The 16,502-nt window shown below is 71.5% G+C and carries 19 protein-coding genes and 1 pseudogene; 13 read left to right on the forward strand and 7 right to left on the reverse strand.

Annotated features, from left to right (window positions below):
* Positions 1 to 205: 205 nt before the first annotated feature.
* Positions 206 to 1,465: a sensor histidine kinase gene (locus tag ACIQFX_RS09255; protein ID WP_402460379.1), complete on the forward strand. Its 1,260-nt coding sequence runs from the start codon at positions 206 to 208 to the stop codon at positions 1,463 to 1,465.
* A gap of 187 nt (positions 1,466 to 1,652) precedes the next feature.
* A complete protein-coding gene (locus tag ACIQFX_RS09260; protein ID WP_402460380.1) occupies positions 1,653 to 2,180 on the forward strand; it encodes a ferredoxin in 528 nt (175 codons plus the stop codon).
* A 10-nt stretch (positions 2,181 to 2,190) separates the two neighbouring features.
* Here the strand turns inward: ACIQFX_RS09260 and ACIQFX_RS09265 are convergent.
* Positions 2,191 to 2,550, reverse strand: a pseudogene (locus tag ACIQFX_RS09265) (IS5/IS1182 family transposase); the annotation flags it as partial.
* A complete protein-coding gene (locus tag ACIQFX_RS09270) occupies positions 2,484 to 2,720 on the reverse strand; it encodes a hypothetical protein (RefSeq protein ID WP_402460730.1) in 237 nt (78 codons plus the stop codon). The gene ACIQFX_RS09270 and the pseudogene ACIQFX_RS09265, both read right to left, overlap by 67 nt.
* A gap of 93 nt (positions 2,721 to 2,813) precedes the next feature.
* Here ACIQFX_RS09270 and ACIQFX_RS09275 point away from each other — a divergent pair, with 93 nt between their 5' ends.
* Together ACIQFX_RS09275 and ACIQFX_RS09280 are read left to right on the forward strand one after the other, a co-directional pair.
* Complete coding sequence (locus ACIQFX_RS09275) at positions 2,814 to 3,221, forward strand: MerR family transcriptional regulator (protein WP_402460382.1); 408 nt, start codon at positions 2,814 to 2,816, stop codon at positions 3,219 to 3,221.
* 229 nt (positions 3,222 to 3,450) lie between these two features.
* Positions 3,451 to 4,068 (forward strand): MFS transporter, encoded by a 618-nt coding sequence (locus ACIQFX_RS09280; protein WP_402460384.1) that lies wholly within the window; start codon positions 3,451 to 3,453, stop codon positions 4,066 to 4,068.
* A gap of 207 nt (positions 4,069 to 4,275) precedes the next feature.
* Here the strand turns inward: ACIQFX_RS09280 and ACIQFX_RS09285 are convergent, their stop codons facing one another.
* The gene (locus ACIQFX_RS09285) at positions 4,276 to 5,085 is read right to left on the reverse strand and encodes an alpha/beta fold hydrolase (RefSeq protein ID WP_402460386.1); all 810 of its coding nucleotides are present in this window, start codon (positions 5,083 to 5,085) and stop codon (positions 4,276 to 4,278) included.
* Between the two features lie 557 nt (positions 5,086 to 5,642).
* Here ACIQFX_RS09285 and ACIQFX_RS09290 point away from each other — a divergent pair.
* Positions 5,643 to 6,077: a hypothetical protein gene (locus tag ACIQFX_RS09290; protein ID WP_402460389.1), complete on the forward strand. Its 435-nt coding sequence runs from the start codon at positions 5,643 to 5,645 to the stop codon at positions 6,075 to 6,077.
* 102 nt (positions 6,078 to 6,179) lie between these two features.
* Here ACIQFX_RS09290 and ACIQFX_RS09295 read toward each other — a convergent pair whose 3' ends face one another.
* Positions 6,180 to 6,947, reverse strand: coding sequence for an SDR family NAD(P)-dependent oxidoreductase (locus ACIQFX_RS09295; RefSeq protein ID WP_402460390.1), 768 nt, complete (start codon positions 6,945 to 6,947; stop codon positions 6,180 to 6,182).
* A gap of 757 nt (positions 6,948 to 7,704) precedes the next feature.
* Positions 7,705 to 7,935 (reverse strand): hypothetical protein, encoded by a 231-nt coding sequence (locus ACIQFX_RS09300; protein WP_402460393.1) that lies wholly within the window; start codon positions 7,933 to 7,935, stop codon positions 7,705 to 7,707.
* Between the two features lie 131 nt (positions 7,936 to 8,066).
* Here ACIQFX_RS09300 and ACIQFX_RS09305 point away from each other — a divergent pair, with 131 nt between their 5' ends.
* The 4 genes from ACIQFX_RS09305 to ACIQFX_RS09320 all read left to right on the forward strand — a co-directional run bounded on the left by ACIQFX_RS09305 (position 8,067) and on the right by ACIQFX_RS09320 (position 10,335).
* Positions 8,067 to 8,456, forward strand: coding sequence for a hypothetical protein (locus ACIQFX_RS09305; RefSeq protein WP_402460395.1), 390 nt, complete (start codon positions 8,067 to 8,069; stop codon positions 8,454 to 8,456).
* Between the two features lie 81 nt (positions 8,457 to 8,537).
* A complete protein-coding gene (locus tag ACIQFX_RS09310; RefSeq protein ID WP_402460397.1) occupies positions 8,538 to 9,554 on the forward strand; it encodes a family 1 glycosylhydrolase in 1,017 nt (338 codons plus the stop codon).
* Positions 9,555 to 9,703: 149 nt separating this feature from the next.
* Entirely contained in the window at positions 9,704 to 9,946 is a 243-nt protein-coding gene (locus ACIQFX_RS09315; protein WP_402460705.1) for a hypothetical protein, read from the forward strand.
* Positions 9,910 to 10,335, forward strand: coding sequence for a GDSL-type esterase/lipase family protein (locus ACIQFX_RS09320; protein ID WP_402460399.1), 426 nt, complete (start codon positions 9,910 to 9,912; stop codon positions 10,333 to 10,335). The genes ACIQFX_RS09315 and ACIQFX_RS09320 overlap by 37 nt, the downstream gene beginning before the upstream one ends.
* Positions 10,336 to 10,381: 46 nt before the next feature.
* On the opposite strand, the gene ACIQFX_RS09325 is transcribed toward ACIQFX_RS09320, so the two are convergent.
* On the reverse strand, positions 10,382 to 11,071 hold the full coding sequence (locus tag ACIQFX_RS09325; RefSeq protein WP_402460401.1) for a TetR/AcrR family transcriptional regulator: 690 nt from the start codon (positions 11,069 to 11,071) through the stop codon (positions 10,382 to 10,384).
* A gap of 99 nt (positions 11,072 to 11,170) precedes the next feature.
* Here ACIQFX_RS09325 and ACIQFX_RS09330 point away from each other — a divergent pair, with 99 nt between their 5' ends.
* The 3 genes from ACIQFX_RS09330 (at position 11,171) to ACIQFX_RS09340 (ending at position 13,890) form a co-directional block, all read left to right on the forward strand.
* Complete coding sequence (locus tag ACIQFX_RS09330; protein ID WP_402460402.1) at positions 11,171 to 11,785, forward strand: hypothetical protein; 615 nt, start codon at positions 11,171 to 11,173, stop codon at positions 11,783 to 11,785.
* Entirely contained in the window at positions 11,782 to 12,741 is a 960-nt protein-coding gene (locus tag ACIQFX_RS09335) for an NAD-dependent epimerase/dehydratase family protein (RefSeq protein WP_402460404.1), read from the forward strand. The genes ACIQFX_RS09330 and ACIQFX_RS09335 overlap by 4 nt, the downstream gene beginning before the upstream one ends.
* Before the next feature lie 198 nt (positions 12,742 to 12,939).
* On the forward strand, positions 12,940 to 13,890 hold the full coding sequence (locus tag ACIQFX_RS09340; protein ID WP_402460406.1) for an agmatine/peptidylarginine deiminase: 951 nt from the start codon (positions 12,940 to 12,942) through the stop codon (positions 13,888 to 13,890).
* A gap of 762 nt (positions 13,891 to 14,652) precedes the next feature.
* On the opposite strand, the gene ACIQFX_RS09345 is transcribed toward ACIQFX_RS09340, so the two are convergent.
* The gene (locus ACIQFX_RS09345; protein ID WP_402460407.1) at positions 14,653 to 15,324 is read right to left on the reverse strand and encodes a TetR/AcrR family transcriptional regulator; all 672 of its coding nucleotides are present in this window, start codon (positions 15,322 to 15,324) and stop codon (positions 14,653 to 14,655) included.
* Positions 15,325 to 15,440: 116 nt separating this feature from the next.
* Here ACIQFX_RS09345 and ACIQFX_RS09350 point away from each other — a divergent pair, with 116 nt between their 5' ends.
* Complete coding sequence (locus tag ACIQFX_RS09350; RefSeq protein WP_402460410.1) at positions 15,441 to 16,475, forward strand: hypothetical protein; 1,035 nt, start codon at positions 15,441 to 15,443, stop codon at positions 16,473 to 16,475.
* The last annotated feature ends 27 nt before the right edge of the window (positions 16,476 to 16,502 follow it).

Consider the following 16,502-nt stretch of genomic DNA (forward strand, 5'->3'; position numbering starts at 1 on the left):
GAACGCCGAACGCCGAACGCCGAACGCCGAACGCCGAACGCCGAACGCCGAACGCCGAACGCCGAACGCCGAACGCCGAACGCCGAACGCCGAACGCCCAACGCCGAACACCCAACGCCGCGTCTCGGCGACCCGGCGCCGACGTCCGTCGTAGTACCGCGGCGGTCTCGTGGATCAAGCAAGCGCGGGGGCGTAAGCTTCGCTGATGCGACCGGATCGGGGACTCTTCGGCCGTCCCGGCGAGGGCCTGCGTCGACCCCTGGTGGTCGATTCGCTCCTCGCCGTGGGGTACGCGACCACCAGTCTGCTGCTCGGGATGGAGCGACCGCCGACCGGCTGGTCCGACATGGACGCGACCGGCGCACTGCTGACGGTGCTGACGAGCCTGGCACTGGTCGCGCGACGGATGGCACCGGTGGCGGTGCTGTCGATCGTCGTCGCCTTGTGGGTGGTGTACATCGCGTGCGGGTACTGGCCCGTGGTCAATTCCCCCGCGGCGCTGCTGGCCCTGTACACGGTGGCGGCGACGAGGACCGGCAGGTCCGTTCCGATCGGTGGCGCGGCGGTGGGGGCGGCCTGGCTGCTGGCCGGTCTGTCCAACGTGGACAACGGCTCCATGAAGACCGTACTGGTGCAGGCGGTGGCCTTTCCCGCGGTCGTCGCCCTGATCGGACGAGGCGCAGGCCGGTCCGCCGAACGCAGCCGCGAGCTTGCCCGGTTGACCCGCCGTCTGCAGGTCGAGCAGGAGACGAGGGCCTCGCAGGCCGTCACCGAGGAACGGGTTCGCATCGCCCGGGAGTTGCACGACGTCGTCGCCCACCACATGTCGGTGGTGTCGCTCCAGGCCGGCATGGCGTCGTACGTGTTCGAGGGCGACCCCGCCACGGCCCGACGGGCCCTGGACACGATCGCCACCACCAGCAGGGAGGCGCTGGAGGAGCTCCGCCGTCTGCTGGCTCTGCTGCGCGTCGGATCGGACGACGTACGGGCCGCCGGCGGTGGCACCGACGCCGACACCGAGGGGGCGGAGGACGCCTACGCGCCGGCGCCGGGGCTCGAACGGCTCGACGCGCTGCTGCTCCGCGTACGGGAGGCCGGTGTCCCGGTGGACCTTGAGGTCACCGGAGAGCCCTACGCGCTGCCGCCGGGGATGGACCTGTGTGCCTACCGGGTGGTCCAGGAGGCACTGACGAACGTCCTCAGGCACGCGGGGCCCGCCACGGCGTCGGTCACCGTCGGCTACCAGCCGCAGCTCCTCACCGTCCGGATAGCCGACGACGGGCAGGGACGGGTTCCGGCGGTTGATCGGCCGAACGTCGGGCACGGGTTGATCGGCATGCGCGAACGCGCAAGGATCTATCAGGGAACGGTGAACGCCGGCCCCCGGGCGGGAGGCGGCTTCGAGGTGCTGCTCAGCCTGCCCACTCCGACCAGCGGCAGCGCGCACGACCTCCGGTCCCCGTAGCCGCGAGCCTCGCGTCGCCGCCGTCGAGGGCCGACCGTTCCCATGAGGGTGTTCCCGACGCTGCCTTCCGTCCTGGCCGTCGACGATCAGACCCTCGTCCGGGCCCGACGTGCCGCCCTGCCGCGGATGGCTCCGGGCCTCCAGGTCGTGTCTGGTGAATCGTTCGGCAGGTGGCTAACCTCCTTCCGTGGACCTCTACTTCGATCCGGTGCCTCTGCTCGACAATGCGCGCGGAGCGTTCCTGGGGCAGTGGTCGGAGCGGAAGTGGCTCAACGTGCCCGGGCCGTTCTACGGATCCGAAACCGACAACTGCGGCACGGGCCGTATCCACGCCCCAGAGCTCGTGCTCTACGAGGCCGACTACTTCACCGAGTACGTGTACCGGCAGCCCCGGACGCCGGAGGAGCTTCAGCGGTTGGTCGAGGCAGCGGAGGCTGAGGTCTTCTCCGGCTACGGCTGTGACGGCGACACCCACTGGACGCCGGCAGCGGTCCGGGAATGGTGGCGCGACCGAGGGCGGATCAGGGAGTATCTGGCGGACCGGCGGTCGGACTGGGAGGCCGACGACGCGAAGGCCGGGCAAGGTGTGGCCGCCGCTGCCCTGGAGTACGCCGCCTACCTCGACGGCGAGCTGGCATCGCACCTCCGCGTCTATCTCTTCTGGCTTGAGGAGCGACGTTCTCCCACAGTTGCGGACCGACTGCCGCCGCTCTGACGGCGGCGCGTCAGTCGCAGAGCTGGAGACGGATCGCGGTGACAGTCACGGTGCCGTGGAAGACGTAGGCGCGTTTGTCGCAGCGCGTCGCCACGGCGCGGAAGCCCTTCAGCCTGTTGACCAGGCGCTCGACCTCGTTGCGGCGCCCATGGGCGCCGCGATCGAAGGCGGGTGGGCGGCCACCCGCTTGGCCCCGGGCCAGCCGGTGGCCCACCTGGTCCTTCTTCTCCGGGATGCTGTGCGGGATTTGGCGTCTGCGCAGGCAGATCCGTATGCGGCGGCAGCTGTAGGCCTTATCGGCGCTCAGTGCCAGGGCGCGTCCGGCGCGTCCGCCGGGCCGGGCACGGTGAGGTCCTCGTACTCCACGCGGTCGTTGGGCGGCAGGGCGGCGAGGGCCACCCGGTTCATCTCCTCGTACAGCTCGCGCTGCCGCGGGACGTCGAAGTCGACCAGGCCGCGAGGGCTGGTCAGCGCGTGGAAGGCGCGGAGGCCCTCGCGGACCTCCGGGTCGATACGGTCGGTGATGCCGGGCTCGGACACAGGAGCGCCTTTCTCGGAAGTGACGTTGCGGCAGTGACGTCAAACCCTCACGTCGACGTGAGGGTCAATCGGAGCCGTTGCGGAGTGGGCCACATGAAGATCGGAGAACTGTCCCGGCTGACCGGGGTCAGCGTGCGGGCGCTGCGCCACTACGAGGAGGAGGGCCTGGTCCTCCCCGAGCGCGGCGACAACGGGTACCCCGACTACTGCGACGGCGCGGACGAGGTGGTCCGGCAGATCCGCGGGCTGATCGAATGCGGCCTGCCCACCCGGATCACCCGCGACATCCTTCCGTACCTCGACGGCCCCGCCGACCTGCTGCCCCAGGTCCCCTGCGCCCAGATGCTCGACCAGGTCGCGGCGGAGCACGAACAACTCGACCGCCGCATCCGCTGCCTCACCCGCAACCGCGCCGCCATCGACGCCTACCTGCGCGCCGCCAGGACCGCCGCGGGGGCGCCCCAGGCCGATGAGGCGGCAAAGGGTTCGACGGTCGCTTGACCCTCACGTAAACGTGAGGGTTTTAGCGTCCGCTCATGACCTCAATCTCAACCTCAACCTCAATGTCTGCTTCAACCTCAGCACCGTCTCCGTCTCCAACCGCGACCCCCACCGCAAACTCCCCCTGGCCGCTGGCCGGGCTGCTCGTGCTGGCCGGCGCCGCGTTCGTCACGATCCTCACCGAAGCCCTGCCGGCCGGCGTGCTGCCCGTGAGGGCGCGGACCTCCAGGTGACCGAAGCCCGCGCCGGGCTACTGGTCACCGTCTACGCCCTGGCTGCCGCGCTCACCGCGATACCGGCCACCGCCTGGACGCTGATCGTGCCGCGCCGCACCCTGCTCGTTGCACTGCTCGTCGGCTTCGCCTACATTGCCCCCTTCGTGGAGCGGGCGGACCTGGGCATCGGCACCGGCACCGTCCTCTTCGTCTTCGGCCTGGGCTCCATGGCCGGCGTCTGGCTCGCCGGCGCCACCGCCGACCGCCACCTACGCACCGCGGCCCTCGCCCTCCTGAACCTCGCCACCCTGTGCCTGGCCTCCCTCGGCCTCCTCGCCCACAGCGCGCCGGCCCTCCTCCTCGGCACCCTCCTCTGGGGCTCCACCCACGGCGGCCTCCCCACCCTGATGCAGACCGCCGGCGTCCGAGCCGCCCCCGACGACCCCGACACCGCCAACTCCCTGTGGGTCACCGGCTGGAACATCGGCATGGCCACCGGATCACTGCTCGGCAGCGCGATCCTTATCAGCGCCGGCACCTCTGCCCTCCCCTGGACGGCGGGCGCCCTCCTGGCCGCGTCCGCCCTGACGAGCGCCTTCGCACGCCGCAGCGCCTTCCCTCCTGCCGCCTGAGGAGGCGCCGAGCGCGGTGAGAAGCGTGCATCCGGGGAAGCCCGCGTTCTGCCTCGAAGCATGCTGCTTGCCTGCGCCTGTGGGGCGAGAACGGTCAGGTCCGGCGTCGTTAGTCCTGAAGGCGGGACCGGTAGACAACGTCCAGACGCAGGACAGCCGCCGCTTTGCGGGGCATGACCCTTCTCTCCAAGGAGCGATCTCGGCGAGTCACCCTCCTGGGTGGTCGTCTTGCGCGTTCGCGCGGCAGAAGGCCCGAACCGCAGCCGTGAAAGCCTCGGGCGCTTCGAGGTTGCTCATGTGGCCCACCGAGGGGATCACCACGAGTTCGGCGTGCGGGATCGCCTCCTGGAAGGCGTGGGCGACGGTCAGGGGAGAGCGGGCGTCGAGCTCGCCCCACAGCAGCAAGGTCGGCACGGTGACGCGGGGCAGGAGGTCGGTCTCGTCGGCCTCGGCCATCAGGGAGAGCTGGGCGCGCATGGTTTCCGGGCGGACGTCCCTGCTCATGGCGTCCAGCGTCGCTGCGAAGCGTTCCGGCGGGCCGTCGGCGTACAGCCCGGGAAGCGTCGGGTCGAACTCGTCCCGAGGCGCGGCGAGCATGCGCTCGGCCCCCTCGACGCGCGCCGCGACCTCCTCCGGGGGCAGTGAGCCCTTCCAGCCGGCGTACGTGTCCACCAGGAGCAGCGACCGCACCAGGTCCGGTCGCCACCGGTACAGCTCCAGGACCACCGTTCCACCCCAGGACAGTCCCGCGACCTGGGCGGGCCCGAGCCCCACGTCCTCGATCACGGCGGCGAGGGCGTGCGCGAAGTCCGCGAGCCCGAACCCCGCCGGCAGCGCTCCGGACCTGCCGGAGCCCGGCTCGTCCCAGGCCACCACCGTGAACTCGTCCGCCAGTGCCTCGACCTGAGGCTGCCACATCCGCCCGTCGATCCCGGCCCCGTGGGCCAGGACCACGACCGGCCCGCGCCCCGTCCTCGTATAGGCGACCTCGACGCCGCCGAATCGCACCACTGCCATGCCTCCAGGCTAGGCCGCGCGGTAGGCCCTTGCCTTGCGCCGCGCGAGCAAGCCACGGGAACGAACCACGGGAACGAACCACGGGAACGAGCCGTGCGAACACCCGACACGGTGGGTGGCGGACCTTCCGTCAGGACCAGCCCTGTGGCTTGGTCCGGGTCACCACCGCGCCGAACAAGGGGATCCCCTTGATCACGACGCGGGGTGTGCCAGGCTTGCGGGTCCTTCGGGTCACTCGCCGGCCGAAGGCGCCGAAGAGGGCCAAGCCGCGCACGTCTCCCACTGGTGAAGGGCATACCGCCGATCCGCTCCCGCTGCGGGCCCCGGCGGCGCAAGCCGGGCAAGCCCCACGTTCCCGGCCTCCGTGCTGCATCAACCCTGACCGCGGAATCGGGGCCCGGCCCGTTGCACGTCCGGCGAACTGGGGAAAGGCCGCACAAGTTCGAGCCCTGTTCGACGATCCGAGGTTGAACATCAAGCTCAGCGCCTGTCCGGGCGATCACGCTGCGGTGACGCGTTGAGGGCTGTGTCGCAGGTCATCAGTAGGATTCGCGGGCATGGGAGCGAGCAGATGGTCGTACTTCACGCCTTTCCGGTGCAGCGAGCAGGATGCATTGAACGATCTTCGCGAGACGGTCTTCGCCCAGGAGGTCGAGCACTACCGGGAAGCAGGCGTCGAGACGCTGGCGGCGCTGGTGGCGAGCGGTTGGCTGGAGGAGGAGCCGGCGCATTCCGTGCTGGACGTCGAGCGCGTGGTCCGTTGCGAGGAACACATGGAGGAACCTGGTGACGTGAGGGTGGTCGAAGCGGCGGAAGTCGTCGAACTGTTCGGGACGACGCGGCCCGGACGGGATGCTGTCGAGCAGGCCTTGAAGCGGGCCGGAGACGGTTGGTTCCCTCCGTTCGACCGCGGCTCCGGCTGCTGCACGGTCGTTTATGAAGACGAGGGGCGCCCGGCAGAACTGTGCTTCTGGGGCTCCACCGGAGACTGATCCGGACCCCACGGCCAGAGATGTCCCAGTCGATCTCCCCAGCCGCGCCCGCCCCGGCCCGGAGCGTCGGGCAGGGGCGGGTGCCGCTCTCGTGTGTGTTCATCAACTCCGAAGGTATGAAGCGCCGTTGAGGTCGAGGATCGTGCCCGAGGACCATTCGGCGGAGGGGGAGGAGAGCCAGAGCACCGAGGCCGCGACCTCCTCGGCCGAGGCGACTCGGCCGAACGGGCTCTGCCGGCGGATGGCCTCCCCTTCGGGGCCTTCCAGGCGGGGAGCGACGCGCTCGGTGGCGAAGAAGCCGGGGGCGACGGAGGCGACGGCGATGCCGTACGGGGCGAGGGAGACCGCGAGGGACTGGCCCAGGGCGTGTACGGCGGCCTTCGTGGCGCCGTATGCCGGGTGGTCGGGTTCGCCTCGGAACGCGCCGCGGGAGCCGATGTTCACGATGCGGCCTCCCGTGTTCTGGTCGATCATGAGCCGGGCGGCGAGGTGGCTCAGGTTCGCCGTGGCGAGCAGGTTCACGGCCACGTGCTGCTGCCAGACCGCCGCCCACTCCTCGTACGAGGTCTCCGCCAAGGGGTGACGGGTGTTGACCGCCGCGTTGTTCACGAGCACGTCGATCCCGCCGAGTGCCTCCGTGGCCATCTCGACGACGACTGCCGCTCCGTTGGGGTTCGTCAGGTCGCCGCCGACCAGCACGTGCCCCGTACCGGCGAGGGACTCCAAGGTCAGCCGCGCGTCATCGACGCGCGAGCCGAAGTGGACCGCCACCCGGTCCCCGTTGGCCGCGAACGCCTGAGCCACCGCGCGCCCGAGCCCGCGGGACGCGCCACTGACCAGGACGCGCCTGCCCGACGGAGGCAGATTCATGAAGTTTCCTTTCGAACGGCGACGAGGAGCGGAGACCGTGAGGCCTCTGTCGCCCGACTGGGCACTTGGTCCGACGTTCCGCACGGCGGGTCACGACGCTGTCGGCCGCCACGTAGATCATCGACCGCCAAGCGTAGGAGATCCACGGACCGGTTCAGCGGCACGCACGAGGCGACAAGCGCCTTGCCGCCAGGGGTTTACGGGCTTCGGTGGCCGGATCTCTGTGGGTGCTCCGCGTCAGAGCGACCACGGGGTCGGTGTCCGTGTCGGTGACGGCGGCGGGCTCTCGCCGCCCTCGCAAGTCGTGCCTGTTGGTTGAACATGGCGCGATCACTACCACCGGGACGGCACTGAACCCCATGCCGTCCGTGGGGAGGACGGATGGGGTTCAGTGACCCGAAAGCGTGAGGGGTGATATTCGGTGTACGTGGTCGGCGGGGGCGTAGCGGGCTTGCTCCGGGCTTCTCCGGGTGGCCGTTTGGCCAGGCATCTCCGGCTGGTCCTACGGTGGTGATGGTGGTAACCCACGGCGTCAACCTGCCCAGTTGGGCTACGCGCTATGTCGGCGCTCGGCACCCGACGCCCGTGACTGGCACCCGACGCCCGTGACCGGGACCCGGGACCGACCTCGACCTCGACCTCGACCTCGACCTCGACCTCGACCTCGACCTCGACCTCGTCCTCGACCTCGACCTCGACCTCGACCTCGGTCCCGGGCCCGATCCCGGCCCGGGCCCGATCCCGGATCCGAGTTCGGTCAGCGGGAAAGCCTCACGACGTCCGAAGTGGCCTCGCGGAAGGACTCGGTCGCGTCGAAGCGGGCGCGGAGGAATCCGGACTTGGGTGCGGCGATGTCGGCGGAGAAGGTGTGGTCCTCGCCGGACCGGTGGGCCTCGACCGTGGTGACGTCGGTCCAGGACGCGCCGTCACGGGAGTGCTGGACGCGCACCGGGACGGTGCCGGGAGCCCAGCCGTCGGGGAAGTTCATGCCGCCCTCGACGTGGGCGCTGTGCCTGTCGGTGCGGGGCGCGGAGAGACGGGTGAAGGCGGGGAGACGCGCGCAGGACGCGTACCACGGGGCTCTGGGTCGGGACGGCGGCGACGAACGGGTCGTCGCTGATGGCCGACAGACGGAAGGCGCCGGTCTCCCCCCGGGGCGTGCGTGAAGGCGATCTTGCCGTCCTGGCCGGTGGTGAACTGGCCGACGACCGAGAACTGGCCGCCGGAGGAAGGCTCGAAGACGCCCCCGCCGCTCTGGCCGGCGAACGGTGCCCAGCCCCGCGGGGACTCCCGCTCCAGGCCGTCGTCGCGGAGGTGCTGCCCGACCAGGAGAACCGGGCCAAGGACCTCGGCTTCCTCAACGTCGCCAACACCATGCCGCAGCTGATCGCCCCGATCGCCGCGAGCCTGGTCGTGCCCGCCTTCGGGCATCCGACCCTGTTCGTCCTCGCCATCGTGCTCACCCTCGCCGGCGGACTCTGCATCCTGCCCCTCCGCCGCGTCCGCTGACCCCGTAGACCTCCGCTGCCCCCGGCAGCCTCCCGCCGCATCCGCCGGCATCGCTCATCCCACCTCTCAGGAGTACGCACCATGACCGCCCCGAGCTCCACCCTGCCCGCCGACTTCCTCTGGGCAGCCCCCGGCGAGATCTCGCGCGCCGCGATCGACCACTACCGCCGCATGGTCGAGGGCGCGCACCAGCGCGGCCTGCGCCCGCTGGTGACCCTGCACCACTTCACCTCGCCGCGCTGGTTCGCCGCCCGCGGCTCGTGGTACGCCCCGGACGCCGACGAGCGGTTCGCCCGCTTCGTCGAGGCCGCCGCCCCGATCTACGCCGACGGCGTGGACCACGTGTGCACCGTCAACGAACCGAACATGGTGGCCTCGCTCCTCCCCGCCCTCGCGCAGGCGTCGACCGGCACGGAGTCCGCGGGCTCGACCGAGCACCTCGCGACCATGGGCATCCCCGAACCCGATGCCGGACTCACCGAAACCCTGATCCGTGCCCACCGCCGAGGCGTTGAGGCGGTCAAGTCCCGCGCACCCCACGTGCGTACGGGCTGGTCGGTCGCCGTCCAGGCCTGCCAGGCGCTGGAGGGCGCGGAGACGGCGGCCGATGCCTGCAGGCGTCCGCGCCAGGACGTCTTCGTGGAGGCGGCGCGCGGCGACGACTGGCTCGGCGTCCAGACCTACACCCGCGTCGTGATCGGCCCCGACGGCCCGCTGTCCGTCCCCGACGCCGCCGAACGCACCCTCACCGGCTGGGAGTTCTACCCGCAGGCCCTCGGCGAGACGCTGCGCCACACGGCCACCACCGTCCCCGGTGTGCCGCTCATCGTCACCGAGGACGGCATCGCCACCGGCGACGACACGCGCCGCGTCGCCTACACCTCCGGCGCCCTGGCCGGCATGACCGCCGCGATGGCCGACGGCGTCGACGTACGCGGCTACTTCCGCTGGTCCGCCCTCGACAACTACGAATGGGGAAGCTACGGCCCCACCTTCGGTCTCATCGAGGTCGACCGCACCACCTTCGCCCGCACCCCCAGGCCCTCCGCGGCCTGGCTCGGCGCGGTCGGACGCGACCGTCGCCGGCCCACCGCCTGACCGACGGCGACCACGGAGGCCGAAGCCGCTCCCCACTCCGGCCTCCACCTCCCGGTCGCCTTGAGCGCCCCACCTGCCGAACGGTCCCCGGCCCCGGACCCGACCAGTACGGCGGCGCGTGCGAACGCTCCACGCGCAACTACCCCCACCTGGTCGCCGAGGCCGAGGGCTACGCGCTCACCGACGTGACCTGCGGCGGCGCCACCACCGATACGGTGATCGCCACGCAACTCGACGCCCTGTCGCCCACCACCAAGCTCGTCACGCTGACCATCGGCGGCAACGACCTCGGTCTGGCGGAACTCGGCATCACCTGCGGCCTTTCTCATCTGGCAAAAATCCTGGCCTGGGCGCTGTGTCAGGAGGCCCTGGCGACACGATCCAGGAGCTGATCGACGTGGCCGCGGGGAAGGCCGGCGCGCTGATCCAGCGGATCCACACGGCCGCTCCCGGCGCCGAGGTCGTCGTGGTCGGCTACCCGCGGATCATGCCGGACAACGCCTGGAGCCGCCAGTTCAACACCCCGCTGGCGGTGGGGGACATCGACTACCTGCGCAACGCCGAACTCTCGCTGAACGCCGCGATCTCCACCCAGGCGCAGGCCAACAAGGCGACGTTCGTCGACACTTACCACTCCACCGACGGGCACGACATGTGCCGGCCCAACGAGCAGCGCTGGGTGGAGAACGTCGTCGTGGTCAACGGGACCGGGAAGCCTCTGCACCCCAACCAGTACGGGCAGATCGCCATGGCGGGTGCGGTCCAGCGGGCACTGGGCTGACCGTCGCCGCTCCAGCCGGACCGACCGCGACGCCGCGCCCCTCGGCTCAGCCCGTCGCCCGCCCCGCGATGCCGTCCAAGGCCCGGTCGAGCCCCCACGCGAACTGCTCGTCGGAGACGAACCGGGCGATCGTGTCCGCCGCCTCGGCCGTACGCGGATAGTGGTCGGAGGGGATGGAGCGGAGCTGCTCCCGGCGGAGGGCGACCCGCTCGTCGATGGGCGGGGCGGGTGCGGGGGAGGGGAGTTCGGCGGCTTCCAGGGCGATGGCTCCGAGGACCTGGACGATCAGCATGTAGGAGGCGCGGGCCGCTTCCGTCGGGTCGAGGCCGGCGTCCGCGAGGACGGTGAGGAGGGCTTCGCCGAGCGCGAGGGCGTTGGGGCCGTCCATCGGGCCGGAGAGCAGCAGGTGGACGGCTCCCGGGTGGGCGAGCAGGCGGTGGCGCAGGTCGGCGGCGAGTGTGTGGATGCGGGCCCGCCAGGGGGTGTCGGGGGAGGTGAGGCCCGCGAGGTCGGTCTCGCCGAGGAGGTGCTCGACGACGGCGCGGACCACGGCGGCGCGGTCCGGGAAGTAGGTGTAGACGGCGTTCGGCGCGAGTCCGAGCTCGGCGGCGATTCCCCGGATGCTCACCGCGTCGGCGCCGCGGGTGCCGAGCAGCCGTATGGCGGCCGCGACGACCTCCTCCTCGCGGACCGCCCGCTTGCGGCCCCGCTTCGCCGGTGGCGCGTCCTGTGTCATGCGTACGGCTCCTCACACGTCCTGACTCGAAACCTTGGCGATCTATTTTTGCACGGCGTACATTAATTGCACGCCGTACAAAAATCAGAGGGGATCCCCATGCGCGTGATCCCCGTGCGCGTCCCTGTCCGCGGCGTCGGGCGCCCCGCCGTGCGCGACTGGGTCCGGTGGACGGCCGGCTTCCTGGCGTTCCCGATCGCCGGACTCGCCGGCCGCGCGGTGGCCGGTCCGGTCGACGACGCGATGAGCGCCCTGGTGGGCGGGGCCGTGACCGGGGCGGCGATCGGCGCCGGGCAGGCGCTCGTCTCCTCCGGTCGGCTGGGCCTGCCGCGCTGGTCCGCGGCCACCGCGGCCGGCAGCGGGCTCGGGCTCCTGATCGGCGCCGCACTGGTCGGCCACCGCACCGATCTCGGCTCACTGGCGCTGAGGGGCGCGGTCGAGGGCGTGCTGCTCGGCGCGGCGCAGGCCTGTGCCCTTCCGCGCGCCACCCGTCTGCCGTGGCTCTGGGCGGTGGCGATGCCGGCCCTGTGGGCGGCAGGCTGGACGGTGACCACCCTCGCCGGAGTCGGGGTGGAAGCGGGGTTCACCGTCTTCGGAGCCACCGGCGCCCTCGCCTTCTCCGCCCTCTCCGGTGTCCTGCTCCACCGACTCCTGCCCACCACCAGCCCCACCCGGACCCCCGGCTCGGACTCCCTCAGCGAGGTCGGCGCATGAAGCACACCACCACCCCCCGTCACGTGATCTTCGGTGCCGGCGCCGTGGGCACGGCCGTCGCCGAGGCGCTGGTACGCCAGGGAGAGACCGTCCGGATCGTCAACCGGTCCGGTCGCGCCGACGTCCCCGACGGCGTCGAGGTGGCTGCCGGCGACGCGGCCGATCCGGCGTTCACCACCGCCGTCGCCGCCGGCGCGGCCGTCGTCTACCAGGCGCTCAACCCGCCGTACCACCGCTGGCAGCAGGAGTTCCCCGCGCTCCAGGTCGGCGTCCTCGCCGCGGCCGAGGCGACCGGTGCCCGCATGGTCTCGATGGGCAACGTCTACAGCTACGGTCCGCCCGGCGGCCGCCCCTTCACCGAGGAGACCCCCGACGCCGCGACCACGCGCAAGGGCCGGCTCCGGGGCCGGATGGCCCAGGAACTGCTCGCCGCGCACGAGGCCGGGCGCGTGGAGGTGGCGATCGGCCGCGCCTCCGACTACTTCGGACCGCGCGGCGGCGCCCAGTCCAACCTCGGCGACCTGGTCTTCCCGGCCCTGCTGGCCGGCCGTACCGCCACCGTCCTCGGCGATCCCGACCAGCCGCACACGTACACCTTCCTCCCCGACATCGGGGAGTCCCTCGCCCTTCTCGGCTGCCACCCCGATGCCCCCGGCCGCGTCTGGCACCTCCCCAACGACCCCCACACCCGCACGACCCGCGAGCTCGTCGCCCTGGCCCACCGCAGCACCGGCCGCCCCGGCGCCGCCCGGCTGCGCCGCATGCCGACGCTCGCGCTGTACGCGGTGGGTGCCGTGAACCGCACCGTGCGTGAACTCATCGAGATGCGGTACGAGTTCGCCGAACCGTTCGTCGTCGACTCCACCCTCATCCGGGACCGCCTGGGCGCCGTGGCGACCCCGTCGGAGGAGGCGGTGGAGCGGACGGTGGAGGCCTACCGGGCCCTCGGGAAGTGAGCCCTCGGTCCGAGTCGCACGAGGGCCCTGGGTCGCCGGACAGTGGTGTAACCGGCGGTAGTGGGTGAGTGTGAGCCGGATTCGCCGAACTATCCGGACGATCATCTCTCCGAGAGACCTCTTGGCTGAATTTTCGGTTAACGCAAGTGTGTGCGGCGCACCACACCTCACCTCCCCACCCCCTCCAGGGAGAGTTCCATGAACATGTCTGAAGCCTCGAGGCGCAACCTGCTCAAGTTCGGCGCCGCAGCCGTCCCCGCCCTGGCGCTCGGCAGTCTCCTCCCCGCCACCGCGCGTGCCGCAACCAGCCCCACCGGGGTGCAGCTGCGGATGCCGGCCGAGGACGGCCGTCACCTGCAGACCTTCATGGCCTGGCCCGCGCTGTCCGCGGTCTGGGGCAACGCCCTGTCGGGTGTCCGCAACGACATCGCCTACCAGATCTCCCGCTACGAGCCGGTGGTCATGCTGGCCCGCCCCGGGCAGGCGGCCGGCGCCCGGTACGCATGCGGCAACGGCGCGTACTACAGCATCACCGCGGTGGAGATCGCCAACGACGACCTGTGGATCCGGTACTTCGGCCCGACGTTCCTGACCGACCCCGGCGTGATAGCCGGTCTGGACACCAACTTCAACGGCTGGGGCAAGACCGGCACCACCTACTACCCGCCCTTCGCCAACGACGCCGCCGCGGCCGCCCCCCTGCTCGACTACTACGGCATCCAGCGCGTCCAGGCCGCCTTCGTCGGTGAGGGCGGCTCGCTGGAGACCGACGGCGAGGGCGCCCTGCTCGCCACCGTCAGCTCCCTGCTCAACCCCAACCGCAACCCGGGCAAGACGCAGGCCCAGGTCGAGCAGGACCTCAAGTCGTCGCTCGGCGTCGACAAGGTCATCTGGGTTCCCGGCCTCGGCGACCCGCGCACACCACCTCCCCGGCAACCAACGGTCCGCGCCACCGGCTCAACCCGGCGATCACACGGACGCCCGCCGCATCGCAACCACGTTGCACGTCCCCGACACGGGGTTCACCATCCGGGTCGACACCGACCGACCGGATCCAGAGCCCTCGAGCCCGCCCCTGCCGACATCCCCGACGGCAGGGGCGGGCGCACGCGTGTCGGGACGCAGCCGGCGACAGGAGTACGTACCTGACGGGGCCCCGCGGAGACCCGGACGCGCGGGCGCAGGAACTGACGCACCGGTCCGTCGTCAACGTCTGCGCCGAGAAGGCGCCGAACGAACCTCTCCCACGCGCGGCTGTCCCACGGGCAAGCTCCGCAGGCGTACGGGCGCGCCTGAACCCTTCCCGTGGGGAGCCGGGAAGGGGCCGGCGCGGTCCCGACCCCGCCCAACGGCAGGTGGGACCAGCATGCGATCCCTCTCCGGGACTGGCCTCTCTGCGAGGACCGCGTACCGACACACTGCCACCGGCCTTCCGCGCACAACAGGGTCGTGCACGAAAAGAACCATCGACATATGCGCCCGCCCGCTCATCCACGCGGTACGCCCTCGTCGTGCGGCATGATGGCGACCATGGACATGCACCCCTCCGACTGGGTGACCCTCTTCTCCTTCGAGAACGTCGCCGGCTGCCCGAGGCCCGGCCGACTGATGGCGGTTTGACTGCGTGACCGGGGGATCGACTGGTACCCCTTCACCGAGCACGACGTTCGGATCGACCACATGTGCGGCGTGCGCTCCGACGGCCACTGGCACGGTGTGATAGCCGTCCGCGTACGCGCGAACGTCCTGCGTCGACTCGGACTCCACCCCGACCAGCCGACATCGGCTCCGACCGATCCGCTGCCCCCCAAGTGGTGGGGGCCGTGGGCGCGTTGGTCGGAACCCGCTTCCGCCGGCGATCAGGTGCTCGGGTGGCCGCGGTGAGGTGCTGCGAGCCCGGCCGGGTCGGCTTCACGGTTGAGATCGCCGCTCCGCGGCGTCGAATGCCGGCGCGAGCGGAGCCAGTGCCGCGCGGAGCTCCTCGGGCAGGGAACCGGAGGGCACGAGGAGACCCGTCGCGCCGACACTCGCGGTGGCTTCCGTGTGCCCGGCGGGCCGGAGCCAGGATTCGAGCGCGATGCGGACCGCTGCGCCCACGCTCGCAGCGAGCACACGGGCGGTGTGCTGCGGGGTGTCTCCCAGTCGTGCGGTGAGCGCTGCCGCGAGGGGGGCTTCCATGGCGGCGGTGGTGTCGAGGAACGCCTCGCGCAGTGCGGTCCGGGTGGTGATCAGCATCAGCGCCCGGTGGTCGCGTTCATCGGTGTCCGTGTACTGCTCGACGACCGCGTCGGTGACGGCATCGGCGAGGCGCGTGCCCGCGGGCCGGGCCACGACCGCCGCCGCGATCCGCGCCTCGCGGTCGGCCGTGACGGCGGAGACGATCGCCTGCTCGCGACTGGCGAAGTAGTTGTTGTAGGTGCGCGGTGACACCCCGGCAGTCTCGGCGATGTCCTCGACCCGCACCTGATCGGGCCCGCGCTCCAGGGCAAGGCGGAGCGCCGCCTCGCTCAGCGCCGCGCGCGTGGCCCGCTTCTTTCGCTCCCGCAGTCCCGCTGCCGCTGGTGGGGGTGGTGGTGTCGTCACGGTGTCAGCGTTCCATACCGAACTGCGCGCACGCAAACTTTCGTAAACGCAAACTTGCGTGCACGCATTTTCCCTGTCAGTCTCGGCCCGACGGCACCGACAGGAAGGGCATGGACATGCGAGCCAGAGGGATGACCTACGACACCGGATTCGTTGTACACGGTCGGACGTCCCGTGAGGACTTCGACCCCGTGGTGGTCCGGCGCGAACTCGCCGTCATCCGAGACGACCTCCACTGCAACGCGATCCAGATCATCGGCGGCGACGCGGACCGACTGGAGGTGGCCGCCGATGCCGCCGCTGAGCTCGGCCTCGAGGTCTGGTTCTCGCCCTATCCACTGGAACTCGACCCGGAGGAGATCCTCACGCTCTTCCGCGACTGCGCCGAGCGGGCGGAACGGATCCGGCGGCAGGGGGCGACCGTCGTGTTCGTCGCGGGGGTCGAGCTGAGCGTGATGAACCGCGGCTTCCTGCCCGGGCGGAGCCCCGAGGAGCGCGTCGCGCAGCTCATGAGCCGCCCCGAGCGACGGGCCGACGCGATGCGCGAGCTCGGCGTGCGCGTCAACGCCTTCCTCCGGGACGCCGCGGCCGCCGTCCGCGAGCACTTCCACGGCAAACTCACCTACGCCGCCATCCAGTTCGAGCAGGTCGACTGGACCCCCTTCGACATCACGACGTTCGAACTGCTCCGCTCCGCCGAAGTCGCCGACGGATTCCGCGACGCCGTGCGCACCCTGGCCCGAGGCCCCAGACCCCTCGCCGTCACCGGATTCGGCACCGCGGCCTACCGCGGCGCGGGCGACCGCGGCGGCCGGGTCATGGAAGTGGTCGAACACGACCCCCTGACCAGGGCCCCCATTCGGCTGAACGGCACGTACGAGCGCGACGAAGCCGGTCAAGCCGCCTACCTGAGCGAACTGCTGGAGATCTTCGACACCGAGGGAGTGGACAGCGCGTTCGTGTTCCTGTTCGCCCTGCCCGGCTACCCGCACCGCCCGGACGGCGACCCCCGGGACGACTTGGACCGGGCCGGCCTGGGCATCGTCAAACTCCTCGAAGACGGCCGAGGCCGGACCTACCCCGACATGGGATGGGAGCCCAAGGAGGCTTTCGCGGCGGTGAGTCGGCAGTACCGGCAGAAGCAGCGGTGACGGCCGGACCCGCGGCGACCGGGCCTT

Origin of the sequence: Streptomyces sp. NPDC093089 (assembly GCF_044754405.1) — a bacterium.
In the GTDB taxonomy this organism is placed as follows: Bacteria; Actinomycetota; Actinomycetes; order Streptomycetales; family Streptomycetaceae; genus Streptomyces.

What these genes read in the sequence shown, in the direction of transcription:
- ACIQFX_RS09300 (WP_402460393.1), bottom strand. Translation starts at nt 7,935, where the DNA reads ATGAACTTCCCCGACGGCTGGGCTCCCGGCACCGTCCCGGTGCGCGTC.
- ACIQFX_RS09285 (WP_402460386.1), bottom strand. Translation starts at nt 5,085, where the DNA reads ATGGCAGTGGTGCGATTCGGCGGCGTCGAGGTCGCCTATACGAGGACG.
- ACIQFX_RS09290 (WP_402460389.1), top strand. Translation starts at nt 5,643, where the DNA reads ATGGGAGCGAGCAGATGGTCGTACTTCACGCCTTTCCGGTGCAGCGAG.
- ACIQFX_RS09350 (WP_402460410.1), top strand. Translation starts at nt 15,441, where the DNA reads ATGCGAGCCAGAGGGATGACCTACGACACCGGATTCGTTGTACACGGT.
- ACIQFX_RS09335 (WP_402460404.1), top strand. Translation starts at nt 11,782, where the DNA reads ATGAAGCACACCACCACCCCCCGTCACGTGATCTTCGGTGCCGGCGCC.
- ACIQFX_RS09330 (WP_402460402.1), top strand. Translation starts at nt 11,171, where the DNA reads ATGCGCGTGATCCCCGTGCGCGTCCCTGTCCGCGGCGTCGGGCGCCCC.
- ACIQFX_RS09310 (WP_402460397.1), top strand. Translation starts at nt 8,538, where the DNA reads ATGACCGCCCCGAGCTCCACCCTGCCCGCCGACTTCCTCTGGGCAGCC.
- ACIQFX_RS09305 (WP_402460395.1), top strand. Translation starts at nt 8,067, where the DNA reads ATGGCCGACAGACGGAAGGCGCCGGTCTCCCCCCGGGGCGTGCGTGAA.
- ACIQFX_RS09275 (WP_402460382.1), top strand. Translation starts at nt 2,814, where the DNA reads ATGAAGATCGGAGAACTGTCCCGGCTGACCGGGGTCAGCGTGCGGGCG.
- ACIQFX_RS09295 (WP_402460390.1), bottom strand. Translation starts at nt 6,947, where the DNA reads ATGAATCTGCCTCCGTCGGGCAGGCGCGTCCTGGTCAGTGGCGCGTCC.
- ACIQFX_RS09255 (WP_402460379.1), top strand. Translation starts at nt 206, where the DNA reads ATGCGACCGGATCGGGGACTCTTCGGCCGTCCCGGCGAGGGCCTGCGT.
- ACIQFX_RS09325 (WP_402460401.1), bottom strand. Translation starts at nt 11,071, where the DNA reads ATGACACAGGACGCGCCACCGGCGAAGCGGGGCCGCAAGCGGGCGGTC.
- ACIQFX_RS09340 (WP_402460406.1), top strand. Translation starts at nt 12,940, where the DNA reads ATGAACATGTCTGAAGCCTCGAGGCGCAACCTGCTCAAGTTCGGCGCC.